Source organism: Faecalicatena contorta (assembly GCF_021531995.1).
Lineage (GTDB): Bacteria > Bacillota > Clostridia > Lachnospirales > Lachnospiraceae > Dorea_A > Dorea_A contorta_A.
Window position 1 is genome coordinate 18,739 of record NZ_JAFBIZ010000011.1, and the last position, 25,988, is coordinate 44,726.

At 42.7% G+C, this 25,988-nt stretch carries 21 protein-coding genes and 2 tRNA genes; 3 read left to right on the forward strand and 20 right to left on the reverse strand.

Annotated elements, in window-relative coordinates:
• Positions 1–156: 156 nt before the first annotated feature.
• The 7 genes from JQM82_RS02795 to JQM82_RS02825 all read right to left on the reverse strand — a co-directional run bounded on the left by JQM82_RS02795 (position 157) and on the right by JQM82_RS02825 (position 9,625).
• Positions 157–1,365 carry a DNA polymerase Y family protein gene (locus tag JQM82_RS02795; protein WP_235248473.1) on the reverse strand — a complete coding sequence of 403 codons (1,209 nt, stop codon included), beginning with the start codon at positions 1,363–1,365 and terminating at the stop codon, positions 157–159.
• Positions 1,356–3,950 (reverse strand): ATP-dependent chaperone ClpB, encoded by a 2,595-nt coding sequence (gene clpB / locus JQM82_RS02800; protein ID WP_235248474.1) that lies wholly within the window; start codon positions 3,948–3,950, stop codon positions 1,356–1,358. The genes JQM82_RS02795 and clpB overlap by 10 nt, the downstream gene beginning before the upstream one ends.
• 112 nt (positions 3,951–4,062) lie before the next feature.
• Entirely contained in the window at positions 4,063–5,127 is a 1,065-nt protein-coding gene (locus JQM82_RS02805) for a DnaJ C-terminal domain-containing protein (RefSeq protein ID WP_235248498.1), read from the reverse strand.
• Positions 5,128–5,250: 123 nt separating this feature from the next.
• Complete coding sequence (locus JQM82_RS02810; protein ID WP_235248476.1) at positions 5,251–5,700, reverse strand: Hsp20/alpha crystallin family protein; 450 nt, start codon at positions 5,698–5,700, stop codon at positions 5,251–5,253.
• A 516-nt stretch (positions 5,701–6,216) separates the two neighbouring features.
• A complete protein-coding gene (locus tag JQM82_RS02815) occupies positions 6,217–7,383 on the reverse strand; it encodes an FprA family A-type flavoprotein (RefSeq protein ID WP_235248478.1) in 1,167 nt (388 codons plus the stop codon).
• A 94-nt stretch (positions 7,384–7,477) separates the two neighbouring features.
• Positions 7,478–8,689 (reverse strand): MalY/PatB family protein, encoded by a 1,212-nt coding sequence (locus JQM82_RS02820; RefSeq protein WP_235248499.1) that lies wholly within the window; start codon positions 8,687–8,689, stop codon positions 7,478–7,480.
• 21 nt (positions 8,690–8,710) lie between these two features.
• Positions 8,711–9,625 (reverse strand): C39 family peptidase, encoded by a 915-nt coding sequence (locus JQM82_RS02825; protein ID WP_235248479.1) that lies wholly within the window; start codon positions 9,623–9,625, stop codon positions 8,711–8,713.
• 215 nt (positions 9,626–9,840) lie between these two features.
• On the opposite strand from JQM82_RS02825, the gene JQM82_RS02830 reads away from it, so the two are divergent.
• Together JQM82_RS02830 and JQM82_RS02835 are read left to right on the forward strand one after the other, a co-directional pair.
• Positions 9,841–9,915: transfer RNA gene (locus JQM82_RS02830), tRNA-Pro, on the forward strand.
• Between the two features lie 10 nt (positions 9,916–9,925).
• Positions 9,926–9,996, forward strand: a tRNA-Gly gene (locus JQM82_RS02835).
• Positions 9,997–10,088: 92 nt separating this feature from the next.
• On the opposite strand, the gene JQM82_RS02840 is transcribed toward JQM82_RS02835, so the two are convergent.
• The 12 genes from JQM82_RS02840 to JQM82_RS02895 form a co-directional block, all read right to left on the reverse strand.
• The gene (locus JQM82_RS02840) at positions 10,089–10,571 is read right to left on the reverse strand and encodes a signal peptidase II (protein ID WP_235248480.1); all 483 of its coding nucleotides are present in this window, start codon (positions 10,569–10,571) and stop codon (positions 10,089–10,091) included.
• Complete coding sequence (locus JQM82_RS02845) at positions 10,572–10,862, reverse strand: hypothetical protein (protein WP_235248481.1); 291 nt, start codon at positions 10,860–10,862, stop codon at positions 10,572–10,574.
• 26 nt (positions 10,863–10,888) lie between these two features.
• Positions 10,889–12,592, reverse strand: coding sequence for a S8 family peptidase (locus tag JQM82_RS02850; protein WP_235248482.1), 1,704 nt, complete (start codon positions 12,590–12,592; stop codon positions 10,889–10,891).
• Positions 12,593–12,651: 59 nt separating this feature from the next.
• Positions 12,652–13,695 (reverse strand): AAA family ATPase, encoded by a 1,044-nt coding sequence (locus JQM82_RS02855; protein WP_235248483.1) that lies wholly within the window; start codon positions 13,693–13,695, stop codon positions 12,652–12,654.
• A 12-nt stretch (positions 13,696–13,707) separates the two neighbouring features.
• Complete coding sequence (locus JQM82_RS02860) at positions 13,708–15,066, reverse strand: sodium:proton antiporter (RefSeq protein ID WP_235248484.1); 1,359 nt, start codon at positions 15,064–15,066, stop codon at positions 13,708–13,710.
• Between the two features lie 104 nt (positions 15,067–15,170).
• The gene (clpX, locus tag JQM82_RS02865) at positions 15,171–16,601 is read right to left on the reverse strand and encodes an ATP-dependent Clp protease ATP-binding subunit ClpX (RefSeq protein ID WP_235248486.1); all 1,431 of its coding nucleotides are present in this window, start codon (positions 16,599–16,601) and stop codon (positions 15,171–15,173) included.
• Between the two features lie 15 nt (positions 16,602–16,616).
• Positions 16,617–18,569, reverse strand: a complete 1,953-nt coding sequence (ligA, locus tag JQM82_RS02870) for an NAD-dependent DNA ligase LigA (protein ID WP_420370601.1) — start codon at positions 18,567–18,569, stop codon at positions 16,617–16,619.
• Positions 18,541–19,287, reverse strand: coding sequence for a pseudouridine synthase (locus tag JQM82_RS02875; RefSeq protein ID WP_235248490.1), 747 nt, complete (start codon positions 19,285–19,287; stop codon positions 18,541–18,543). The genes ligA and JQM82_RS02875 overlap by 29 nt, the downstream gene beginning before the upstream one ends.
• The gene (locus JQM82_RS02880; protein WP_235248492.1) at positions 19,271–20,449 is read right to left on the reverse strand and encodes a DHHW family protein; all 1,179 of its coding nucleotides are present in this window, start codon (positions 20,447–20,449) and stop codon (positions 19,271–19,273) included. Before JQM82_RS02880 ends, JQM82_RS02875 begins: the two co-directional genes overlap by 17 nt.
• 8 nt (positions 20,450–20,457) lie before the next feature.
• The gene (locus JQM82_RS02885; protein WP_235248493.1) at positions 20,458–21,864 is read right to left on the reverse strand and encodes an MBOAT family O-acyltransferase; all 1,407 of its coding nucleotides are present in this window, start codon (positions 21,862–21,864) and stop codon (positions 20,458–20,460) included.
• Between the two features lie 29 nt (positions 21,865–21,893).
• Complete coding sequence (locus JQM82_RS02890; RefSeq protein ID WP_235248494.1) at positions 21,894–22,379, reverse strand: DUF4358 domain-containing protein; 486 nt, start codon at positions 22,377–22,379, stop codon at positions 21,894–21,896.
• The gene (locus JQM82_RS02895; RefSeq protein WP_235248495.1) at positions 22,379–23,164 is read right to left on the reverse strand and encodes a GDSL-type esterase/lipase family protein; all 786 of its coding nucleotides are present in this window, start codon (positions 23,162–23,164) and stop codon (positions 22,379–22,381) included. Before JQM82_RS02895 ends, JQM82_RS02890 begins: the two co-directional genes overlap by 1 nt.
• 137 nt (positions 23,165–23,301) lie before the next feature.
• Between JQM82_RS02895 and JQM82_RS02900 the strand changes: the two genes are divergently transcribed.
• Positions 23,302–23,775, forward strand: coding sequence for a DUF5721 family protein (locus JQM82_RS02900; RefSeq protein WP_235248496.1), 474 nt, complete (start codon positions 23,302–23,304; stop codon positions 23,773–23,775).
• Between the two features lie 67 nt (positions 23,776–23,842).
• Here the strand turns inward: JQM82_RS02900 and htpG are convergent, their stop codons facing one another.
• Entirely contained in the window at positions 23,843–25,894 is a 2,052-nt protein-coding gene (gene htpG, locus JQM82_RS02905) for a molecular chaperone HtpG (RefSeq protein WP_235248497.1), read from the reverse strand.
• Between the last annotated feature and the right edge of the window lie 94 nt (positions 25,895–25,988).

Sequence of the window (25,988 nt, forward strand, 5' to 3'; positions counted from 1 at the left end):
CCCAACTCCATAAACAGAATGTGCATTGTCGCACACAGTGCATTTTGCGTAACATGAGAATTCCAAAAAAATTCCTGTTACACAAAAAAGCAGCCGCAAACTATATAAATATAATCCGCAACTGCTCTTATGTGACTAAGTATAGCTACAATTAATTTACTTGTCAAGGGGTGATTTGCCCGGGCCCTTCGTCACGATGTTTGTACCGTATTTTCCCCGTATCTTTTCCAGTGCTTCGTTCAACTGTTTCTTTTTCTTTCTCACCTCTTCCGATTCAAACTCCATATCAAACAGACTCAACTGCTCCGGTTCCCCTTCTTCTGCAAGTTTGGAACTTCGGATCCCCAAGAGCCGGATCGGTTCCTGATTCCATAATTCCCGAAAAAGCAGTACAGATGCCTCATAGATGTCTGCGTCCTGATTGGTCAGCCGTTCCAGCTGCTTCTGATGGGAAGCGCTTTTAAATGTATGATACTTGATCTCCACGCTCAGCATTCCCGCCTTCTGACCGGCTTTCCTGAGTCTCCCGCCTACGCTTGCTGCCAGTTCCTTTAATACTGCCTTTGCTGCTTCTTCTGTAATCACATCTCTTGGCAATGTTATAGAATTCCCAATTCCTTTCGCCTCTGCTTTCTCCGTCTCTACCTGAGAATGATCGATTCCATTGGCAAATTCCCACAATTTCCTGCCGTGACTTTTCAGATGCAGTTCCAGTATCACAGGATCCGTATGTGCAAGATCACCGATTGTATGAATCTCCAGCTTCTTAAGTGTCTCTACACTGGAACGACCCGCCATATAGAGTTCTATGATTGGAAGCGGCCACATTTTTTCTGGAATTTCTTCCGGAAACAGCGTGTGTACTTTGTTCGGTTTTTCAAAATCAGATGCCATCTTGGCCAGCAGCTTATTGTTCGAAATTCCTATATTAACAGTGAATCCAAATCTTCTGTACACTTCATTTTTTATCTCCAGAGCACCTTCCACCGGAGAATGAAAACATCCTGCTATATCCGTAAAATCCATATAACATTCATCCACACTGACCTGTTCAATTTTGTCAGTATAACTTCGAAGGAACTCCATCAGTCTCTCACTGTACCTGTGATACAGCTTATGATCCGGCGGTTCCATTCGAAGATTCGGACACTTACGAAAAGCATTCACAACAGGTTCCCCCGTGTGAATGCCATATTTTTTCGCCGGAATGGACTTCGCAAGTACCACGCCATGGCGGGACTTCTGATCCCCTCCAATGATCGCCGGTACGGTACGAATATCCACTTCGGCTCCATGTTTCAATTGTTCTACCGCACTCCAGCTAAGATAAGCGGAATTTACATCGATATGAAATATTATTGACACACGCTCTGACTCCCTGCAACAAGTTTTCCGTCTTCTACGTCTATGACGATCATATCTTCTGCACCCACGTCTCCCTGAAGCATCAGCCTTGCAGCCAGCGTCTCTACATGCTTCTGCAGATAACGCTTCAGAGGTCTTGCCCCGTAAGTCGGATCATAACCGCCTTCCACCACATAATTCTTTGCGGCATCTGTAAGGAATACTGAGATTTCTTTATCAGCAAGACGTTTATTGACATCTGCTACTAATAAGTCAATAATGTCATAAATATTATCTTTCGTCAATGGTTTGAACATAATCGTCTCATCCAGACGATTCAAAAATTCCGGTCTGAAATGTGCCCTCAGATCTTCCATAACCGCTTTCTGGCTTGCCTCGCTGATATTACCGCAGGCGTCGATTCCATCCAGAAGATAAGAAGAACCTATATTAGAAGTCATGATCAGGATCGTATTCTTGAAATCTACTGTCCTGCCCTGTGAATCTGTAATTCTTCCGTCATCCAGTACCTGAAGTAATACATTGAATACATCCGGATGTGCTTTTTCAATCTCATCAAATAATACAACAGAATACGGTTTTCTTCTGACTGCTTCTGTCAGCTGACCACCTTCGTCATATCCGACATATCCCGGAGGCGCTCCGATCAGACGGGACACGGAGTATTTCTCCATATACTCGCTCATATCGATACGAACCATATTGTTTTCATCATCAAAAAGACTTGCTGCCAATGCCTTGGCAAGTTCTGTCTTACCCACACCGGTAGGACCAAGGAACAGGAAGGATCCAATCGGCTTTGTAGGGTCTTTGATTCCTGCTTTGGATCGGATAATTGCTTCTGTTACCAGTTCCACACCTTCATCCTGTCCAATGACCCGCTTATGAAGCTCTTCCGCCAGATGCAGCGTCTTGCTTCTCTCACTTTCATTTAACTTCGCAACCGGAATTCCCGTCCAACGAGATACAATCCGTCCGATCTCATCATCCGTTACACTTTCATGTACCAGTGACAGATCCTCATCCTTTACCTTATCCTCTTCTGCCTCCAGCTGTTTCTGCAGCTGCGGAAGTCTTCCATACTGCAGCTCTGCCGCCTTTTCCAGATCATAGGAATGCTGTGCTTTTTCAATCTCTTTGTTCACCTGCTCAATCTCTTCCCGCAGCTTCTGAACACGTTCAATCCCGACTTTTTCATTGTCCCACTGCGCTTTCTTTCCGGCAAATTCTTCCCGAAGTTCTGCCAGCTCCTGCTGCAGGTGTTCCAGTCTTTCCTTGCTCAGACGATCGTCCTCTTTTTTCAGTGCCGCCTCTTCAATCTCAAGCTGCATGATCTTACGCTGCAGTTCATCCATCTCTGCCGGCATAGAATCCAGCTCCGTCTTGACAAGTGCACATGCTTCATCTACCAGGTCAATCGCTTTATCCGGAAGGAAACGGTCTGAGATATATCGATCTGACAATGTCGCAGCTGCTACCAGCGCTCCATCCGTAATCTTTACTCCATGGAACACTTCATACCGTTCTTTCAGACCACGCAGAATAGAGATCGAATCCTCTACGGTCGGCTCATCTACCTGAACCGGCTGGAACCGACGCTCCAGTGCCGCATCTTTCTCAATGTATTTCCGGTATTCATCCAGTGTGGTTGCCCCGATACAATGCAGCTCTCCTCTTGCCAGCATTGGCTTGAGCATATTGCCCGCATCCATAGCGCCGTCTGTCTTTCCCGCGCCAACGATTGTGTGAAGCTCATCAATGAAGAGTATAATCCTACCGTCGCTGTTTTTTACTTCTTCCAGAACGGCTTTCAGTCGCTCTTCGAATTCTCCCCGGTACTTCGCACCTGCAACCAGTGCACCCATATCCAGTGAAAAAATGGTCTTTTCTTTTAATCCTTCCGGCACATCCCCGCGTACAATTCGCTGTGCCAGTCCTTCTACTACCGCCGTCTTACCAACACCGGGTTCTCCGATCAGAACCGGATTGTTCTTTGTCTTACGGGAAAGTATCCGAATAATATTACGAATCTCAGAATCACGTCCGATCACCGGATCCAGTTTCTGGTCTCTGGCACGCTCCACCAGATCAATTCCGTATTTATTCAGGGTATCATAAGTCGCTTCCGGATTATCACTGGTAACACGCTGATTGCCACGAACCGTGGATAATGCCTGCAGGAACCCCTCGCGACTGATCCCTATCTCCCGGAATATCGTTTTCATCTCTCTGCTCGCGTATTTCAAAACAGAAAGGAAAAGGTGTTCTACCGATACATATTCATCCCCCATCTGTTTTGCCTCATCCTCTGCATGTACCAGAGCATTGTTCAGATCCTGACCAACATACTGCTGCCCTCCCTGAACCTTCGGACGCTTCCGAATGGCTTCTTCTACCCGGTTCGTCACGACATTTTTATCAAGTCCCATTTTTTCCGTCAGTTTCGCAATTAAACTGTCATCCTGTGTCAGCAGCGCATAAAGCAGGTGCTCCTGTGCAATCTCCTGGTTGCCATAGTCCATTGCGATGCGCTCACAGTCCTGAACAGCCTGTAATGATTTCTGCGTAAATTTATTTATGTTCATATAGACAACCTCCTTTGGTATCATTGTGTTCTATTTACGATATAACAATACATCGTTTTGTTAGCACTGTCAAGTGTTGAGTGCTAATTATCTGGAAATGAATAAAAAAAGATTATGCAACTCCCTTTGCAGAACCGCTACATGCTTTTTCAAACTCCCGAAGCTTTTTCTTCGCCTCTTCACTCAGATTCTTCGGCACCTGTATCTGCACCGTTACATACTGATCTCCCCGTTCATTTGGATTCTTCATGGACACAATTCCTTTTCCCTTCAATCGTATCCTTGTTCCCGACTGTGTTCCCGGCTTTATCTTGCACATCACATTTCCGTACAACGTCGGTACAATTGCCTCACCGCCAAGTACTGCCACGGAAAACGGAATATTTATCGTTGTATAGACATCCTGCCCCTTTCGTTCATATCCCGGCCGGCTTCCTACCGTTACCTTAAGCAGCAAATCTCCCGGTTTTCCACCACCGGTTCCCGGCATTCCTTTTCCGCGCAGTCGGATACTCTTTCCTGTATCAATTCCTGCAGGAATGTGCACTTTTAATGCTTTTCCTGTTCCGTTCCGAAAGCTTTCTCCCGACAGATTCACTACCTTTTCGCAACCAAACACCGCTTCGTCAAAGCTTACCGATATCTCCGCCTGCAGATCTGATCCATTCTGTCTGAATCCCTGTCTATGAAAGCCGCCGTTTCCATAACCATTGTTTCCAAAGTCACTTTCTTCAAAACCACCATTATTATGACTGTAATTCTTAAATCCGCCTCTTGAAAAATCTTTTCCAAAGAAATTTTTCAAGATGTCATCCATATCTCCGCCTTCAAAGTGATATTCATGATACGTTCCATCCGGCCCGGTATATCGATATGCACCTGTCCTTCCATTTTCTCTATATCCGTATGCTCCTGCGTCTCCGTAGGTTCCCGCACCTCCGGCACCGGCATCAAACGCCGCATGGCCATACCTGTCATACAGCTTTCTCTTTTCCGGGTCTGTCAGTATCGTATATGCCTCGGTTGCTTCTTTGAATTTTTCAGCAGCCTGCTCATTGTCAGTATTGGTATCCGGATGATACTTTTTTGCAATCTTTCGGTAAGCTTTTTTAATTACAGTCTCATCCGCATCTCTGCTTACACCTAACACTTCATAATAGTCTCGTTTCCGCACTATTCCTTTCCCTCCTTTCTTTTCCTGTTTCCGTTATTCTAATTTCTATTTTATTCGGATATTGATCGAAAGTGGCAAAACACCCCGCAAGAACGCGCCTGCGGGGTACTTCTTTTTTCCGGAATCTTATCCCTCAATAGAGATATATTTATCTTCTTCCACTTTTTTCTTTTCATCTTTCGGCAATTTAAATGAAAGAATCCCATTCTCATACTTTGCACGAATATCTTTTTCTTTAATATTCTCTCCTACATAAAAGCTTCGGCTTACATTTCCGGCGTAGCGTTCACGCCTTACATATCTGCCTTCCTTATCCTTCTCATCTTTATTCAGCCCTTTCTCCGCACTGACTGTCAGATATCCGTCTTTCAGCTGCATGGTAATCTCATCTTTCTTAAATCCAGGCAGATCCATATCAACCTCATACTCATCGTCAGTTTCCTTCACATCCGTCTTCATGAGATTTTTTGCACGCTTGCCATATAAAGCTCTGTCCGCGTCCCGAAGTACAGGAAATGTAAAATCATCCATAAATTCATCAAACAAATTTTCTCCAAAAATACTAGGCATCATCATAAGTCATATCTCCCTTCAATGATAAATTAAATTATTATTAGCACTATCGGAGAATCCGAGGTGTTGTGTACATGAACAAAAGGATTACAAATCTATTTCTCTTTTGTTCTAGTTGTAATATAACACTTATTATTAGCACTGTCAAGTGCAGAGTGCTAATATTTTTTATTTTTTATCTTTTACACTCTTTATTTATCTTTTTCAGATGACTTCAATAGCAAAAAATCTCTATTAAGTCATCTCGAATGCCTTTCTCAATTGACCGCATTTACAAAATTCTTCTTTCAGATCAATTCCAAAATCTTATAATGTCCCAAAAGGAAACTCAGCCGGAAGATAATGTAAAAAAAGAAATCCGTCACATAACACGAAGTGATGACGTTACGGCGAACGGCATACAAATGTTATGTAGGCAGATTTCTTTTATAGTTGAGACCGGGCACTTTGCGCCTTCGTGCGCAGTCTCATTTTATTCTCTTATCTCTTCTAACAGAATCTATGATATCTGTCAGCTTCCTAAGCCTTATAATCACTGCAGAGTTCTTCTGCCAATGCAGACACCTGTGCTCTGCTCTCATCATTCAGTGCGGACAGAATACGTACAGTTGTCTCTGCAACAGTCAGTTTCTTACTTCCTTCCAGCATACCGCTCATGACTTTTGCAGCAGTCGGTGCCCAGGAACCATTTTCTATAAAAGCAACGGTACGATTCTGATAATTTCTCTCCGTCAGATGATTGATAAATTCTCTCATGAACGGGAAGATATCTGCATTATAAGTTGTCGTGGCAAGTACCAGTTTATTATAACGAAATGCGTCTTCCACGGCTTCTGCCATGTCAGTACGTGCCAGGTCATGAACCGTAACCTTCGGGCATCCTTTTGCAAGGAGTTCCTGTTCCAGAAGTTCAGCCGCATTTTTCGTATTTCCATATACAGATGTATATGCGATCACAACGCCTTCAGACTCCGGTTCGTAGGAAGTCCAGGTCTGATAAAGTCCCAGATAATATTCCAGATTCTCTGTCAATACAGGTCCGTGCAGAGGACAGATTGTCTGAATGTCCAGTCCGGAAGCCTTCTGAAGAAGCTTCTGTGCCTGCATTCCATATTTTCCAACAATGCCAATATAATAACGGCGTGCTTCACATGCCCAGTCTTCTTCCACATCCAACGCTCCGAATTTTCCAAAAGCATCTGCGGAAAACAGAACTTTATCAAAGGAATCATAAGTAACCATAACCTCCGGCCAGTGAACCATCGGCGCTGCAACAAATTGAAGCGTATGTGTTCCCAGAGAAAGTGTATCCCCCTCTTTGATCACCATACTTCTATCTTCAAATGCGGTTCCAAAAAACTGCTTCATCATGGTAAATGCTTTGGCACTTGCAACAATCGTTGTATGTGCATATTCTTTCATAAAAGCTGCAATATTCGCGGAATGATCCGGTTCCATATGCTGCACGATCAGATAATCCGGCTCTCTGTCACCAAGAGATGTGTTAATATGATCCAGCCATTCCTGTTTAAAACGTGCATCCACCGTATCCATGACAACCGTTTTCTCATCCATGATTACATATGAGTTATATGCCATGCCATTTGGAACAATGTACTGACCTTCAAACAGATCAATTTCATGGTCATTTACACCTACGTACTTAATATCGTTCGTAATTTCCATTTCGCATTATCTCCTTTTCATTTTCATGTAAAACAGTTTATCATGATTTTTTATCAGCAACAACCCCATCCGGCATAATATCGTGTGCTTTTTTTTATACATGAAAGACATATTTATCCAGTCTTTCAAATGCCTCACGGACTCTGGCAAGCGGCAATGCAAGATTCATACGGATGCCATATGGTGCCTGAAACATCCTTCCGTCCTGCCATGCTACTCCGACATCCCATCCTGCCTTGATCAGTTCATCCATAGACTGATTCTGTTCTTTACACCACTCTTCACAATCCAGGAACAGCATATACGTTCCCTGCGGTTTACATAGCTGGATTCCACGATAGTTCTCCACGATGTGCCTGTATGCATAATCTACATTTCCTGAAAGGACCTGACACAATTCATTGACCCATTCATATCCCTCTGCCTGATATGCTCCGATCAGTGCATGCATGGAAAGTACATTCATCGAATTATAATGTGATTTACTGCTCTTTGCCCGAACCCGGTCTCTGAGACACTTGTTAAAGATAATATGGTAACTTCCCACCAGTCCCGCAAGATTAAATGTCTTACTCGGTGCATAGACCGCAACCGTTCGGTTACGGGCATCCGGACTGACTGACTGTGTCGGAACGTGCTGATACCCTTTTAGAATCAGATCTGACCATATCTCATCAGAGATTACAACACAATCATTATTCTTATATACTTCCATCGCCTGCTCGATTTCCCATCTTTCCCATACTCTTCCACATGGATTATGCGGACTGCAGAATACAGCCACATGAATCTTATTGGCCTTTAATTTTGCGTCCATATCCTCATAATCCATTCTCCAGATTCCTTTTTCATCTTTTTTCAGCGGACTGTGTACGATCCGGTATCCGTTGTTAGTGATACTCTTGGTAAATCCAACATATGTCGGACTGTGAAGAAGCACTGCATCTCCCGGTGCAGCATAGGCAGTCAGCGTCGATATCACACATCCAAGAACACCATTCTCATATCCGATATATTCCGGCAAAAGTCCTACCACATTGTTGCGGATCTTATGCCACCGGATAATAGAATCATAATATTCTTCTGTCGCATCAAAATATCCGAAAGCCGGATGTTCCAATCTATCCCTGATTGCCTTCTGTACGGTCGGAACCGTCGGAAAATTCATATCTGCAACCCACATCGGAATGACATCAAATCCTTCTTTCGGCGGGTCTGGCGCAAATCCCTCTTTCTTTCCGATTCCATCTACTGCAAGCGCATCTTTTCCATGACGATCCAGAATCGTCGTAAAATCATATTTTATCATCATGTAACCTCCTGTATCCTATGGTTTGGAATATATCCACATTGCTTTAATCTGCTCCTTAATATCTGCAAATACCCACATTTTATCACTGTTGGTCTGGCTGAAAGGATCATTTACTGCTACACTTCCATTTTCATATCCGGTCAGAACAATAAAATGTCCGATCTTTGTAAAATCTCCGGGACCTACACTGCAGATGATCGGATGTCCTGCTGTCAGTTCCGCACTCACCTGCTTCTCATTCAGATTCCCCTCATAACAGTTAAGATTCCAGGTGGCACCGGCCTCTTTCATAAATGCCCAGTATGTATTGTTCTCTTCATCTACATATCCATTCTGCGTTCCGTAAGCCGCCACCTTATCCGGAGTGATTGAAGGATCCTGATTCAGACCGGATGCCACCATCGCCATGCAGGTAGGACCGCATCCGCTGACTGCCACAATACTCGTTCCATATGGAGCATAGCCCCATCTTTCATCCCACTGAAGCAGTAACGGAATCGAACCATCCTGCGGCAGCTCACCGATTGATTCCGCACATGGCATATCTTTTTTTTCTTCATAGTCTTCTACAAAGCCTACAGTCTCCGGGTTCTTATCCAGCAGTTCAATCACTCCTGCCGGATATTGTGCCTGTTCTGCCTGCTCCCGGACACGCTCCACTTTCTCTTCCTGTGTTTCTTCTTTACTCTGCGATTCATTCTGCTTCTCTTCTATACTCTCCCCTTCATATTTTGCTGTTTCTCCTTTCTGGCTGTCTGCATCCTTCGCTGTCCGGACTGCATTCTCTGTTCCTTTTCCTATCTGCGACAGACTGCTTCCTGACCCTACAATTCCCAAAAGCAATACCACCGTTCCACAGATTACAAGTCTCTGATACAACTGCTGTTTTCTTCTTCTCTTTGAAAATGATTCTTTCTTCTTTGGCTCCATTTATATTCATCCCCTGAAAAATCGACTTGTTTCGTAAAATTTACGCTGTTTATTATACAACACGTCCGTTTCTGTTACAACTTAAGGTTTCCTAAAGATTGTCTTAGTGCTAATTTTTTAACATTTTTTACATTTTTTTAAATTAGGGGTTGCTTTTTCCTCTGAATGATGTTATTATTTAATTCGTTCGCAGGACAGATAAAAACAAAAAACAACGGGGTGTGGCTCAGTTTGGCTAGAGCGCCTGGTTTGGGACCAGGAGGCCGCAGGTTCGAATCCTGTCACCCCGATATGATTTATGCGGGTGTAGTTCAATGGTAGAACACCAGCCTTCCAAGCTGGATACGTGGGTTCGATTCCCATCACCCGCTTTTTTGCTGCTCATTTACAGGAATGAATAAAAAGGGATTGTTACAAAATCAATGCCAATAAGATTCGGACATTGATTTTGCAACAATCCCTTTTATTCATTTCTTTTACGATGGGGTTCCAGCAGCTTCTTTCCTGCCATCACAAGCATTCCGGCTGCCAGATAAGTATCTCCCAGATTTGCAGTCACATCCGCCAGACATCCAGGTCCGGAATTCCACCCGATATAATCAACCACTCTGCCCCGCACCAGTCTGTCAAAGATATTGCTTGCGGCGCCTGCACTGACCAGTGCCATTCCTGTTTTTTCTATCCAGTGTCCTTTCCTGGAAAACCAATATATATCTTCTGCAAGAACACTGACTCCGGATGCAATCGTAACATTTTTTACAACGGATGGATACCGATCCAGAAAATTCAACATAAAGCCTTTATTATACACCTTTCGCAGTACCAGTCCGGTATCTCCAAGACTCTTTTCTGCCCCCGTATCTATGGTCTCCTCTACATACTGCTTGATAAGCATATCCACCGCAAACAGCATCGCTGATGCCTGCAGTGTCCACGTATTACGCATCTATTCTTCTCCCTTGATTCTGACAATCATTGCTTCCTGCTTTTCTATCTCTGCCTCTCTCTTTTCAATCTCCTCGCAGAGATCCACACAGTCCATATCCGACACTGCACCAGCCTGAAACTTTTCATATATCATTTTGCCGATATCCATCAGGTCTCTCTCATTTGCTCTTTTCAAAGAGCGGATATCTCCTTTTATTTTCTGGATTTCCAGAGTATCTCCTGTCTTCTTTCCAATATCTGATGCCACATCAGATAACTTTTTTCCTAAACCCTCAAAAAAATCTGCCATATCTATCCTCTCCTTATTCTTCTGTTTTACAACTTTCGCAGTATATCCAGGGAACGATACAGATTCATGGTTCCATATCCCCATTCGCGATTCGGATACTCCGTTTCCTGTCTCCTGTCCGCACCCATAATAATGATATTTCTCACCTGACTTGAACTTACACTCACTGTTTGTGGCTGAACCAGGATCCAATTCATCATAAGAGCGGCACCGCCTGCCGCAATTGCCGTTGCACCACTGGATCCAGTGCGATTAATAAATCTTCCATCCGGATGTACTCCTGTAATTTCTGCTCCCGGCACTGCAAAATCCGGTTTTACAATTCCATCTCTAGTATACCCCCTGCCGGAATTAATATCAACTCCATTCTCAAAGCTGTTATAGTAGGCTACCGTCATTGCCATTCTGCAGCTTCCGGGTTCTGTTATGGTATTATCAGGATCTGATTCCAGGAAATACACCTCCCCTTCTAAAAAGCCTTCAATCGGAAGCCAGATATGAAAATCACCATCTTCGTTCAGCAGTGGCGTCACCTCAATCTTCCAGATACCTGGAACCGCATTGGAGAACCGGATAAACACCAGCTGCGAATCATTATTCTCCTGTAAAAGTCTGGATTCTATGGTAAGCATTGTTCTCTCAAACGAAAAGAGATACTGGTATCTTGCTCCCAACCGAAATGGAATGTTCCCTGTCCGCTCTCCGGATGGAGAGACTACAGACACAGTTACTACCGTCGGAAGAGCACTCCATAGTTCCGCCACAAATCCCGTTACCCCGGCTCCAACCCGGATTTCCACAGAATCCACATCCATACGATCCCGGAACGAATGATAATAATGGTGTCTTAAGGCAGCCTCATTACCAGTTCCGATGACAACACTTCGATTCATGATCATAGAATAACGATCCAGAATCGTTGATAAAAGCGACGTCCCATTATGTCCTCCAAAATTCGTTCCCAAATCCATACATATCACAAGAGGCATCTTCCTTTCTCTTGCCAGCATATTCAGATACTTCAGCGCCGTCATGATATCATTTTCCTGAAAACACAATGCATCCTCACGAATCGCATAAAATTCTTTCAGATATGTTTTTGCCGGTTTTAACTTTACAACTGCAATTGCTGCTTCCGGAGCCACTCCTGTAAACTGATGTTCCACGTCCGCTCCTCCTGCGGCAACACTGGCAATATAAGTACCGTGTCCATCCTCATCCGTACTGGGAACCTTTGAAAACGGATCGTCCAGCAGAAGCGCTTCATTAATCATAGACTCTGTATACGCACTCCCATATAGTATCCCCGGAGGAGGCGTTCCTTCCTGTATGGTCTGATCCCAGATCCCTGCAATTCTCGTCGTTCCATCCAGATTACGGAATATCCCGTTTTTATAATCGATCCCGGTATCTACAAAACCGATCATGATTCCCTTCCCCAAAAGCTGAATCGTCGGATAATTCTGCAGCTGTATAATTCCGGCTTGCGACAGCGGCTGCGTATCCAGCGGTACATAACATTGCGGAATCGAATTGTACCAATATCGTTCTATCGTGAGTGGATCAAGTACCCGACTGTCAATATATGCTGTTTTATATCCAAAGTCCATCGCTTGTATACAATATCTCTCCGGTGATATTCCTTCCAGCTCTTCTTCTCTGTATAACGGAACCAGAAAATCCCAGAATTCCTGCGACAGGATCTTGTCTCTGCATGTTTGTTCTGCCATAAAAATCCCCCATATACTTATCACTTCAGTATATGAGAGATTCCTTTTCTTCTATTCACTTATTTATTTGCTTGATCTTTCTCTGCTTTCGGATGGTTCACATGTTGATTCAGCATACGTTCAATAATATCGACAGACTCTTCGATCCCATAACTTGCACTGTTGAAGCAGATGTCGTAATTCATGGCATTGCCCCATTTCAGGCCCGTAAAATGATGATAATATTTTTCATGCATGCGATCGTGTTTCTTTAGCAATTTCCATGCTTTCTTATAATCAATATTGTTTACCTCCATAATACGATGCACTCTCTGCTCAAATGGTGCAGTAATAAAGATACTGATATGTGGGATTCGGTTATTGGCAAGAATCACGTCCGCGCACCTTCCCATCACAATAAAGTCCTCTTCTTTTGCCATCTTACATAACAGATCACTCTGATTAAAGAATATCGCGTCCTCTTTGGTAAGACCGTGATAACGGTCAAATTCTCTTATTCTATCCTTCAGGCTTCTCGCAGTATTAAACCCTCTCTGATATTTATTCTGTATCATTCCGGTTCCATAATCAGAGATGTCCCTCACAGACCCTTTTTCCGCCTCCAGACGTCTGAGTACTTCTGCAAATATCTCCACATCATAATAATTGATGCGCAGCGCATCTGCCAGCGCAAATCCAATATCATTTCCTGCACTGCCCTGTGTACGCCCGATACAGATAATCAAATGGTCATCTTTTGAAAACTTCTGTCGCAGATTAGCCGTATTTAATTTTGCACGTTTCTGATCTACGATTTCCACCTGTCCAAAACTGGTCGGAAGACTCTCCACTTCTTTCAGAATATCATCATATTTTTTCATGATACGCGACTTTTCCTGTGGATTTCGAATTGTCCTCGCCATATTACTGATCATCGCAAGTTCACTTCTAAGCAGGTGTCCCTGCGGTCTGGTGCTCATAAGACTCGCCAGATTTTCAACACACGTTCTTCGATCCTGCGTAAATGTACGCCCCAGCGAAGAACCTACACACTCATATACTTCAATGTCCAGATCATAGATACGTTCTGCAAGCTCCAGACATTTTTTACCATTTTCCTGCATTTCTTCGCCCCCTTATCGAAAGAATATCAGTGTATCCAGAACAAATACCGGAACCAGACATGCCACAGACCACAAAATATATCCAAAAAACGACGGCATACGAATACCGTTTTCATCCGATATCGCCTTGACCATAAAGTTCGGGGCATTTCCAATATAGGTGTTTGCCCCCATAAACACTGCACCGCAGGAAATTGCGGTCAATAGATGTACCGGAACAGTTCCTACCACTGTTGACATCCCGCTCTGATACCCCAAAGCTCCGGCAGTCGTTAAGAACACCAGATAGGTTGGTGTATTATCCAGAAAGCTCGACAATGCACCCGTAGTCCAGAACATCTGATAAGGCTCCGTAATTCCAAGATCTGCCCCTTTTGCTTTCAAAAGCATGAGTGCCGGCTGCATAGTAATAAAAATACCTATGAAAAGAACCGCAACTTCCCGAATCGCACCCCACGTAAAATGGTTTCTTACACGTATATTGGCATTTGTTGTATAAAATGACAGAAATGCGGCCGACAAAATAATTCCAATCTCAATCAGAGACGGATATCCAAGCGTAACCTCACCAAACAAATGGAGCCCTTTTACGGTCCCGTCTGCATTCCGGAACGCTTCCATTCCCGGAAGCACACCACTTAATATCACAGCTCCCACAATCATTGCCACAAAGATCAGATTATGTAATCCATCAATGTGAAAATTTGTTCCCGGTTTACTGATATCCGGCTTCAGACCACGCGCAATATCTTTTCGGTATGCCTGCATATCCAGATGATAAAATCCAAACAATAAGATCACCATATTAAAGATCAGAATCTTAAAAAGATGCATACTCCAGAAAAAAGGAATGCCTCTCATAAATCCCATCAAAAGCGGCGGATCTCCGATCGGAGTCAGACAGCCTCCCATGTTTGATATTAAAAAGATAAAAAATATCATAATATGCCGTTTTCTTCTTCGCCAGGAATTCATCTTAATAAATGGACGCACCAGAAGCATACTGGCTCCGGTAGTTCCAATCACACTTGAAAGCAATGTGCCGATTGCCAGAAGTCCTGTATTGATTCTCGGAGAGCCTGCAAACTCTCCTTCCAGCGTAATATTACCCGCAACACAAAAGAGCCCGAATAATAATACGATAAATGTCAGGTAATCATTAACCACACACTCCAATACCGTCTCGGCCGCCGTCGGAACCCCATAGCAAAATGCAAATGGAACTACAAACAAAATTGACCACATTGCCACAACCAACGGCTGATACCTTTCCCATAGCTTTGGAATGACCAGCGGCATTACTGCAATACTGAGCAAAAGGCCTGCAAATGGAATGCAAAGCCAGATACTCACCGATGTTATTTCTTCCATATTCTCCTCCTCTTACTCTCTTCATACAAACGATAACATCCCAGTCTCAGTTCTCTTCTTTGAGCCAACTGCACCTGAACTGTTATAACACTCTTATTGATATTCTACGGAAGTCTCGGAACTTCCTGCCCCCGCAGCAGGATCACCGGACCCCCGGTTCCTTCTATGTATTCTCTGGTGATAATTACCTCACCGATACTGTCATCTTTCGGGATCTCATACATAATATCCAGCATGAATTCTTCTATGATTGCGCGAAGTGCTCTTGCACCGGTATCTTTCTTCATGGCTTTCTTTGCGATCGCTTCCAATGCACCATCATCAAATTCCAGCTTCACCTCATCCAGAGCCAGAAGCTTCTGGTACTGCTTTAATATCGCGTTTTTAGGCTCCTTCAGAATCTTGATCAGCATCTCCTCATTCATTCCCTGCAGAGTAAATACAATCGGAAGTCGTCCCAGAAATTCCGGAATCATTCCAAAATTACGAAGATCCTCTGTTGTAACTTTCTGCAGAATATTCTTATCTTTATCATACTTGTCCTTCAGATCTGCTCCAAAACCGATCATCGACTGCTTCGTAAGACGTTCCTTGATGATACCTTCCAGATCCGGGAATGCACCTCCACAGATAAACAGAATATTTCTGGTATTTACGGTAGTCAGAGGAACCATCGCATTTTTGCTGTTCGCTCCGACCGGAACCTCTACATCACTTCCTTCCAGAAGCTTCAGCATTCCCTGCTGTACAGATTCACCGCTTACATCTCTCTGGCTGGAGTTTTTCTTTTTAGCAATCTTATCAATCTCATCGATAAAGATAATTCCCTGCTCTGCTTTTTCTACATCATTGCCTGCAGCCGCAAGAAGCTTAGACACTACGCTTTCAATATCATCACCAATATATCCGGCTTCTGTAAGAGAAGTCGCATCGGTGATTGCAAGCGGCACATCCAGAAGCCTTGCAAGCGTCTTAACAAGATATGTCTTACCGGAACCTGTAGGTCCTATCATCAACATATTGGATTTTTCAATCTCTATATCATCCATCGTATCTGTCGCAACCCGCTTATAATGGTTATATACCGCAACAGATATTGCCTTTTTGGCATATTCCTGTCCCACAACATACTCATCAAGTTTCGCTTTGATCTTATGCGGAGCAGGAAGATTTTTAATGTCGACCAGCGGTTTTTTTTCTTCTCCCGCTTTCTTCTTCTTAATCTTCTGGGGCTTCGGAATGTTCTGTTCCATATCTGCCATATTAAATACCTGTATTCCAGGTATGTTCATCAACTGGCTGAAATCCATCTGTCCGTTAGACATGATATCAAAACTTTTCTGCATACAGTCACTGCACACAGAGATATGATTAGGAAGATCGATCATCTTTCCGGCAATACTTTCCGGTCGATGGCAGATAAAACAAACTTTTTCATAGTCATCGTCATTATTCTGTTTCTTGTCTTCCACTTGAACTTCAGTATCTTTTACTTTTTCGATTTCCTGATCGTCTCTGTTATCCTGTTCAGACATTTTTTCTCCTTCTTTCTATTGTAATTTTTCCTCGCGATTCACCATAGACAGAAATGTTTCTTCCGATATGATAGGGATTCCCATCTCATTGGCCTTTTTATTCTTAGATGATGTTGACGTCACGTCATTATTGATCAGGTAATTCGTCTTCGAAGTAACCGAACCTGTGACCTTTCCTCCCAGGCTTTCTATTAGCTCTTTGACTTCACCCCGATTGGCAAAATGCGTAACGCTTCCGGTAATTACAAAATTCACTCCGGCAAAGATCTGCTGCTTCGTTTCTTTTTCCTCATCCGGGATCACAAGTTCTGCAAGGAGTCTGCGAAAACGTTCCACATGCACTTCATCTGCAAAATAATCAACATACGCTTTTGCAATCACTTCACCAATTCCTGCAATTTTGCTTAACTCTTCTTCATCTGCACGCAGCATTGCTTCCACATCATACCGGAATTCCCGACAGATGACTTTTGCATTTGCCAGACCAATATTGGCAATTCCCAATGCATAGATGACTCTTGGCAGCGTTGTTGTCCTTGCTTTTTCGATACTGTCCATCAGATTTTTGTATGATTTTTCCCCGAACCCTTCCATCTTCTGAATCTCTTCCTGATATTGATCCAGATGAAAGATATCTGCAAATGTCCGGATATATCCTCTTGAAATGAACTTTTCCAGAGTTGCTTCTGACAGTCCTTCTATATTAAGCGCATCTCTGCTTACAAACAAAGAAAATGACTTGACATGCTTTGCCTGACATTCCGGATTGAGGCAATACAGAGCCTTTGCATTGCTGACTTTGCGAATCTTTGTCTGGCCCTGACAGACCGGACATTTTTCCGGGATGTCCTTCACACCGCTTCTTGTCAGATTCTGAGCAATCTGCGGAATAATCATATTCGCCTTATAAACTTCTATGGTATCTCCAATTCCCAGTTCCAGTTCTTCCATAATGCTGATATTATGCACACTGGCTCGGCTTACCGTTGTTCCTTCCAGTTCCACCGGTTCAAATATAGCGACCGGATTGATCAGTCCCGTTCTTGACGGACTCCACTCGATCTCCAGAAGCTTCGTCTGGCGAACTTCATCTGCCCATTTAAAAGCATAAGAATCCCGTGGAAATTTTGAAGTCCTGCCCAGAGACTGTCCATACGCTATATCATCATATACTAACACAAGTCCATCCGATGGAAAATCATTTTTTTCAATTTTTTTTGAAAAATTAACAACTTCCTGCTCTACGGTGTCTTTTGTCACCATATGAAATTCCACGATCTCAAATCCCTGCTCCTTTAACCAGTTCATCTGACACTCTCTGGAATTTTGAAAATCTACATCTTCTGCCTGCACCAGCGTAAATGCATAAAACTTTACATTTCGTCTGGCCGTGATCTCGTTATTCAGCTGACGCACAGAACCGCTGCACAGGTTTCTTGGATTTTTATATTTTGCATCTACATCTTCGATCTCTTCATTGATCTTCTCAAAGTCACGATATCCGATCACCGCTTCTCCCCGCAGGATCAATTCTCCCTGGTATGCAATCTGAAGAGGGATATTTCTGAATACTCTTGCATTGTTGGTAATTACTTCTCCAACTTCTCCGTTTCCTCTTGTAACTGCTTTATAAAGCTTTCCTTCACGGTAAGTCAGAACGATCGTCAGTCCATCCATCTTCCACGACATCAAAGCTTTCTGATCCCCTACAAACTTTTTCAGATCTTCTACATCCTTGGTTTTATCCAGAGACAGCATAGGCCTCTCATGGCGTTCCTTCGGAAGCTCACTGAGCACCTCATATCCTACATTTACAGTTGGGCTGTTGGAAAGTGTGATACCCAGCTCCCTTTCTAACTCCTGAAGTTCATCATATAACCGGTCATACTCATAATTACTCATGATTTCTTCTGCATCCTGATAGTATGCCCGACCTGCCCTATTCAGTAATTCTACCAGTTCCTGCATTCTGGCCTTTTTCCAATCGCTCATATAATTCTATCAACTCCTGTTTCGTTAATTCTCTGCGTTCTCCCGGTTTCATTGCTCCCAGTTCTACATTCATGATCCTGGTTCTCTTTAATCTGGTCACTTTATATCCCAGTGCCTCACACATTCTCCGGATCTGACGATTCAGTCCCTGCGTAAGAATGATGGAAAATGTATAGGTTCCCACTTTTTCTACATCACATGGCCTGGTAATCGCATCCAGATGTTTTTCTCTGTCGGTAATCCTGACACCTTTTCGCATATTTTCCAGAAAAGAATCGGTAACAGGTCTGTCTACAGTTACTTTATATTCTTTTTCGTGGCAATACCTCGCCCGCATCATTCCATTAATCAGATCCCCGTCATTCGTCATGATCAGAAGTCCCTCGGAATCTTTATCAAGCCTGCCGGCATAAGTAACTCTGACCGGATAATTCAGGAAACGGATAATATTCCTTTTCTCCCTTTTGTCTTCTGTGCAAACAATCCCGGCAGGCTTGTACACCGCCAGGACTGTCTTTTCTTCCCTGCATACAATCTTCTTTTTTCCGATCCTGACTTCCTGCTGCGGACCAACTTTCATTCCCTGAACCGCTTTCCTGCCGTCTACAGTCACTCTTCCACTTTCAATCAGACGATCCGCTTCTCTTCTGGAACAGATGCCGGCATCACTGATATATTTATTCAGTCGCATCATTTTCAAGCACCCCGTTGATACAATTATCTTCTACGAACGTATTTCCATTATATAAGAACAGAACACTCGTTATCTTATTACTCTCCATAACCTCTGTAATGTCCCCATAATAGTACCTCGGATCGATAATGATGATCTCTCTGTAATACGGCACGAGAAACGGAACCAGACAGTTTGCATATGAATCCTTGATCAGAAGAAGCCGATCCGTCGTATCTGCCGTTGTACGAATATCAATCATCGGATAATTACCGCCCAGAAACATCGCGTACTTATCCTTTTCCTCCAGCTTGGAAGAATCATACAGTGTAGCCGTTTTTTTCTTCTCATTCACATAATTTACAACTACCTCCGGAGCATCCTCGATATTCTCAGGAGCATAGATATAGATGGGTTCTTCATATCCTGTCTCATATCCGCTTGTCGCAGACAACGTACCATTAAAATCGCTGGTAACTGCATAAGATTTCCATTCAGATACCTTTGTAGTATCCAGCTTCATGGAAGAAGCAAGTTCCTGAAAAGCATGAAAAGCTCCAAGCGTCGTCCAGTGATGATCTGTACGATAATATATATCTTCCGCCCTATGCTTTTTCAGAGTTTTTGTCACATCCACCCAGGTAATATAATCTCCCAGTTCTTTTTTAATATTCTGGAATATCTGATTCTGATCTTCTGTGACTGCAAATCCGGGGAGTTTTTCCGATTCTATATTTGCCGCATTCGGAACCAGCATCATATACATTGGAATGTCCCGGTATTTATTTTCAAATGACTCTATTGCATCAAGATTTTGCGCCATCTGTTCCTGATCCGGCGATGCAATATCCTCCAGCAGATAGTGATTCTTTCCTTTAAAAACACCATTAGACTCTCTTCTCCCCGCCAGAAGATCTATACGAGTTTTCAAAGACACCCAAAAGTTTCTTCCAACAAACTGATCAGACAGATAACTTTCATATTGTTCCATCAGACGTCCGCTTTCAATTCCCGCTAAAGTAAATTGAGGCCTCTGCTGCAGCATACGATTTTCCTTTTCCGAATATTCCTTATCCCCGGAAACAAGATTGAGCAGACAGATAATTCCCAGCATCATTAAAAAAAGTAAAGCGGCCAGCTTCCTTCTATGCAGTTTTCTTTTCGTTTTTTTTGACTCGCTCATATGATCTCCTAAAATCTGAAATACAGAAATGGGTTATACGTCTCCGTTACCAGATACGCAACGCACAGAATAAACAGAACCGCATATATCATACAGTTCACAATTACTTTCTCCTGCTCTTTTCTGCAGACAACAGCTTCATATCTTTTATGTACCACAGGTGTGGAACCAAGGATCAGTATCACCCACAGGATCAGATTCGTCGTGAGGAGATAAATCCCCTCCCGGTCAACGATTCCATGTGCTCCTGCTCCGAACATCATCCCTATATATCCTGCTGCACTTCCAAACGACGGACTGAAGAATAAAACCCATCCGATCATTACAAGCAGCAGACTGTAAATATGACCAAAAAACCTCGGAAGTTTCTCAAGAACCGGTGTCAGCAGATATTTTTCAATAATCAGTATCACTCCATAATATAATCCCCATGCCACAAAATTCCATGCAGCTCCATGCCATAATCCTGTCATGAACCATACAATCAGCAGATTCCTGATATGTTTTCCAACCGACACACGGTTGCCGCCCAGCGGAATGTACAGATATTCTCTGAACCAGGTACTCAGTGAGATATGCCATCTGCGCCAGAATTCTGTAATACTTGCGGAAGTATAGGGATAATCAAAGTTTTTCTCAAATTCAAACCCAAACATCTTACCCAGACCGACAGCCATATCCGAATAACCACTGAAGTCAAAATAGATCTGGAACGTATATGCCGCACACCCAAGCCATGCGCTCAGAACAGAAACCTGTCCTGCCGGAAGTCCCGCCACCTCATCGAACACCATTCCGATCGTATTGGCAAGCAGAACTTTTTTGGAGAGTCCCCGGATGAAAAACATTGCACCGTCTCCGAACTTATTCCACGACGTCCTGCGGGCATGCAGCTGCTTCTCTATCTCTGCATATTTTACGATCGGTCCGGCAATCAACTGCGGAAACATTGTTACATACAATGCAAAATCCATAAAATTCTTCTGTACCTTTACATTTTCTCTGTAAACATCTATAATGTATGACAATATCTGAAATGTATAAAATGAGATTCCGATCGGGAGCGGCAGTTCCTGATATGAAATATGGAAGGGAAGCACTGCATTCAGTGAATCCAGTACAAAGCCCTCATATTTAAAAAACCCCAGCACGCACAGATTCACCACAATATTAAAGACAAGGCTCCTCTTTTTCGCATGTCTGTTCCTCAGATTTCTTGCAATGTCCAGTCCACTGACATAATTGAAAATAATTGAGAAAATCATCAGGAATATATAGACCGGTTCTCCCCATGCATAAAACAAAAGGCTCCCCAGCAACAGCACCAGGTTTTTGATTCGTCCCGGCGCAATGTAATATAATATTAAAATAATCGGCAAAAATGTAAATAAAAATACAATACTGCTAAATAACATCCCTTTTAGATTCCTCTTTATATACTTTTTTATATACTTTTCTTAAACGCTTCATAGATTGCATCTGCATCTTCCGAAATTGTAAACAGAACATAATATCCTCTGCTCACCATTACAGAAGAATTAATCAGCTTCGTCTGTTGTACACCATAGCCTTCAAAACTGTTTTTCTGTGTCTTTCTTCGATTTTCTACCGCTTTTTCCACTTCTTCTGCCTGTGACCGATCCTTCAGCTTTACCACAAGAATTTCATTTACACTCATGACATCGTCCGGAATATAAAGCATAACACCGTCAAAATCATTGGAATTTAAACCGTAATATTTCTTCAGATCCTGCGTTGTTCCTTTCGTCATTCCTTCCGTTTTCGCCACTTTCAGGATATTCTCGCTGATCGTCTTTACCGTCACATTATTACCACCCTGCCTTGACACAAGAAATATAATATAGACAACAAATACGAGAACCATTCCATATTTTAACATGTTGATCAGATCTATCTTTCTTCTTTTCATTATAATTCTGCGACCTCCGCCATACGATTCACCCATGCCGTATAAAAAGCCGGTGCCATGTGTATTCCGTCATCCGCATAATACTCACTTTTCACAAGATCTGTATTATCGATAAATGTTACTCTCTCCTTTTCACACAGTTCTTTCAGTTTCTGATTAAATTCCGGAATATTTCCATACCATTCATTCCTGTCAATTGCTGACTGCGCCGCCGGAAGGATACTGTTAATATAGATCTTCGTATCCGGCAGCGATTTTTTCAGGTCCTCAATGATCGGACGATAGTTATCCTGAAATGCATCTGCATCTCCGCGCACTGCCTCCACATCATTCATTCCATATGCCAGAAACAGCACCTGCGGATTCAGCTCTTTTACTTTTTCTATATGTTCCTCAATCTTATTACTGTTATTTTTTGACACTTCCGTTCCTCGATCTGCCATGACATTCGCCTGATCCAGAACTCCATATTCATACAGCCCCTGTGTAATGGAATCCCCGATGATAAATGCATCTGCAAACTTTTCTTTCACCGGACGATTAGCCCATTCCTCATCTGCCGCCCGCTCCTCATCTTCCAGGGCCTGCACCTTCTTTTCTACTGTCGCCACATCTGTCTTATCCATCTTTTTCAGGATTGCCGTCCCCTGGTCCGTATCCACTTTCGGATTCATAAGTTTTACAGCCACAATAATCATTCCGATTGCCAGAAGTGCGATAACTGTGATCACAGCAACACGAAGCACATTATCCTTTTCTTCCAGTTTTTCTATCTTTTTTTTCATTTTATCGTTCACTTAATATCAATATCTCCTCATTTGCACATATAGTTTATTTTACTGTTTTCCCCTATAAAAGTCAAATATATGTTATACTATTACTACTGTTCAATGATTTATCTATCAGAAAAGGAGTTATCCATATGAATGTATATACATTATCCGCAAAAAACTGCATGGCTCATCTGCTGCTTCGGGAAACCTTTGACTCATTTCTGTTTATCGAAGGCAATATCACCACCTTCAACAGATTCTCGATCGATGGATTTCTGCAGAAAGACTTTTTTGATGATCCTCCGGAACATACCTACTCACTCTGGAAACATGTACGAGAATTTTGTCTGAGTATCATTCGCGGCAAACGTACCCCTCTGAACTTTAAGATTGTTCTGGCTCTACCGCCATCTTCAGTTCCGGAATTTCTTCTTCAGAAGGGGCTCACCGGATATCGTCCGGAAGATATCCAGGGACTGTATCTGAACTTTCATTATGATGGAACTACCCTTCAATGTATTACCGGAACCTCCATGCACACGTTTACACTGAACAAAACACTGGAACGGGAATGGGATTCTTATATCGAAGAGCTGCTTCACTTTATGCGCACAGATTTCTGATATTCACAGCAACTCATAAAAAATGAGCAACTGTATCTGTACAGTTACTCATTTTTTATTTCAATTATTATTTTGCAAGAAGCATCATAATCTCATTGCTTCTGTTTACAAATGCCGTCATTTCATCCGGGTTCAGCGGTTTATGCGCCAGCATTGCAAGGTCATACAACTGCTTGCAGATCAGTCCTGTATTTTCCTCTTCCTTATGCTCTGCTACATATTTTACCAGCGGATGGTTCGCATTCAGGATCAGTGTACTTTCTCCACCCATATCCATGCCGCTCATACCGTACATTTTCATCATTTCCTGCATACGGCGATTCTGTTCAGACAGCGTCATCATAGACGCAACATTATTATCTTTTAATTTCTCAATCTTAACATCCAGTTTTTCATTGCCAAGTTCTTTGCGGAAGATCTCAATCAGGCTGTCTGATGTCTTCTTAAACTCTTCCTTCTCTTCCTCTGCCACTTCTTCTTTTACATGCTCGGTAACATCGGCGTCAATTCTCTGGAAACGGATCTTTGGATTGCGCTGTTCCAGCTGAGTGATAAATGGAGAATCGATATTGTGTCCCAGAATAACCGCATCCTGTCCCTGGTTCCTGAACATATTGATATACTGACTCTGCTGAACCTCATCAGTTACATAATAAATGGTTGTTTTAATCTCTTCTACATTGTTCTCATCTGTATTTTCTTCATCTTTCTTCTCATTCGGTTCTACAACTTCCCCGCCGTTTTCTTCTATGCAGTCCTTCAGAGTCAGATATTTGTGATCCAGATTCTTAAACAATATTGCATCTTTCATCTTATCACAGAACTTTTCATCTTTCAGGCAACCAAATTTGATGAACGGACTGATGCTGTCCCAGTATTTTTCATATTCTTCTCTCTTTGTCTTGCACATTCCGGCCAGTTTATCTGCAACCTTTTTGGAAATATACTCGGAGATCTTATTTACAAATCCATCATTCTGAAGCGCACTTCTGGATACGTTCAGCGGCAGATCCGGGCAGTCAATAACTCCCTTTAATACCATCAGGTACTCCGGAATGACTTCCTTAATATTATCGGCAATAAATACCTGGTTATTATACAATTTGATCGTTCCTTCTATGGAATCGTATTCGGTATTGATTCTCGGAAAATACAGAATGCCCTTTAAGTTAAACGGATAATCCATGTTCAGATGGATCCAGAACAATGGCTCCTTATAATCCATAAATACTTTTCTATAGAATTCCTTATAATCTTCATCTGAGCATTCATTTGGATGCTTTGTCCACAGCGGATGGATATCACTCAATGAGACCGGACGTTTTTCGATCTTAACCTTCTCTTTGGCAGGCTCAACTTCTACCATTTCCTTCTCGCCGTTTTCATTTTCTTTTTCTTCCATCTTTGCTTCTTCATGGATATGCTCAACGACCACATCATCTTCTTTCAGCTCTGCTTCATCAATTGTCTCATACTCAGGCTCTGCATTCGCTTTGCTAAGGAAGATCTCTACCGGCATGAAAGAACAGTATTTATCAATTACTTCTCTCATCCGATACTCATTTGCAAATTCCAGGCTGTCCTCGTTCAGGTACAATGTCATAGTGGAGCCTACCGTGTCCTTGTCGCCATCTTCCATCTCATATTCGGTACCGCCATTGCTTACCCAGTGTACCGGCTTTGCGCCTTCTTTATAAGAAAGAGTATCGATGTGAACTTCATCCGCAACCATGAAAGCGGAATAGAATCCCAGACCAAAATGACCAATCATATCGTCTTCTGTTGTCTTGTCTTTATATTTCTCAAGAAACTGTGTTGCACCTGAAAAAGCAATCTGTGTAATATACTCCTCTACTTCATCAGCTGTCATACCAAGACCATTATCCGTAAACTTCAACGTCTTTTCTTCCGGATTCACTTCAATCTGGATGGCTGGTTTATAACCATCCGGAAGTTGATATTCTCCCATCATATCCAGCTTCTTTAACTTTGTGATCGCATCACATCCGTTTGATACCATCTCACGGGCAAAAATATCGTGATCAGAATACACCCATTTCTTTATAATCGGAAATATATTCTCACTGCTGATTGACAAACTACCTTTTTTTACTTCCATGCTTACCACTCCTGTTTATTACATTTTTTATTACATTAAAGTCTTCGTTTTGTTCAAGAGATATGATAATACCGAAAAAAATAAAAGTCAATAG

Bases quoted from the DNA above. Each gene is read 5' to 3' on its own strand.
- JQM82_RS02810 (WP_235248476.1), bottom strand. From the start codon at position 5,700: ATGATGATGCCTAGTATTTTTGGAGAAAATTTGTTTGATGAATTTATG.
- ligA (WP_420370601.1), bottom strand. From the start codon at position 18,569: ATGCAGGAACTGGTAGAATTACTGAATAGGGCAGGTCGGGCATACTAT.
- JQM82_RS02855 (WP_235248483.1), bottom strand. From the start codon at position 13,695: ATGCAGGAAAATGGTAAAAAATGTCTGGAGCTTGCAGAACGTATCTAT.
- clpX (WP_235248486.1), bottom strand. From the start codon at position 16,601: ATGTCTGAACAGGATAACAGAGACGATCAGGAAATCGAAAAAGTAAAA.
- JQM82_RS02895 (WP_235248495.1), bottom strand. From the start codon at position 23,164: ATGAAAAAAAAGATAGAAAAACTGGAAGAAAAGGATAATGTGCTTCGT.
- JQM82_RS02845 (WP_235248481.1), bottom strand. From the start codon at position 10,862: ATGGCAGATTTTTTTGAGGGTTTAGGAAAAAAGTTATCTGATGTGGCA.
- JQM82_RS02840 (WP_235248480.1), bottom strand. From the start codon at position 10,571: ATGCGTAATACGTGGACACTGCAGGCATCAGCGATGCTGTTTGCGGTG.
- JQM82_RS02885 (WP_235248493.1), bottom strand. From the start codon at position 21,864: ATGTTATTTAGCAGTATTGTATTTTTATTTACATTTTTGCCGATTATT.
- clpB (WP_235248474.1), bottom strand. From the start codon at position 3,950: ATGAACATAAATAAATTTACGCAGAAATCATTACAGGCTGTTCAGGAC.
- JQM82_RS02890 (WP_235248494.1), bottom strand. From the start codon at position 22,379: ATGAAAAGAAGAAAGATAGATCTGATCAACATGTTAAAATATGGAATG.
- JQM82_RS02825 (WP_235248479.1), bottom strand. From the start codon at position 9,625: ATGGAGCCAAAGAAGAAAGAATCATTTTCAAAGAGAAGAAGAAAACAG.
- JQM82_RS02880 (WP_235248492.1), bottom strand. From the start codon at position 20,449: ATGAGCGAGTCAAAAAAAACGAAAAGAAAACTGCATAGAAGGAAGCTG.
- htpG (WP_235248497.1), bottom strand. From the start codon at position 25,894: ATGGAAGTAAAAAAAGGTAGTTTGTCAATCAGCAGTGAGAATATATTT.
- JQM82_RS02850 (WP_235248482.1), bottom strand. From the start codon at position 12,592: ATGGCAGAACAAACATGCAGAGACAAGATCCTGTCGCAGGAATTCTGG.
- JQM82_RS02875 (WP_235248490.1), bottom strand. From the start codon at position 19,287: ATGATGCGACTGAATAAATATATCAGTGATGCCGGCATCTGTTCCAGA.
- JQM82_RS02860 (WP_235248484.1), bottom strand. From the start codon at position 15,066: ATGGAAGAAATAACATCGGTGAGTATCTGGCTTTGCATTCCATTTGCA.
- JQM82_RS02815 (WP_235248478.1), bottom strand. From the start codon at position 7,383: ATGGAAATTACGAACGATATTAAGTACGTAGGTGTAAATGACCATGAA.
- JQM82_RS02900 (WP_235248496.1), top strand. From the start codon at position 23,302: ATGAATGTATATACATTATCCGCAAAAAACTGCATGGCTCATCTGCTG.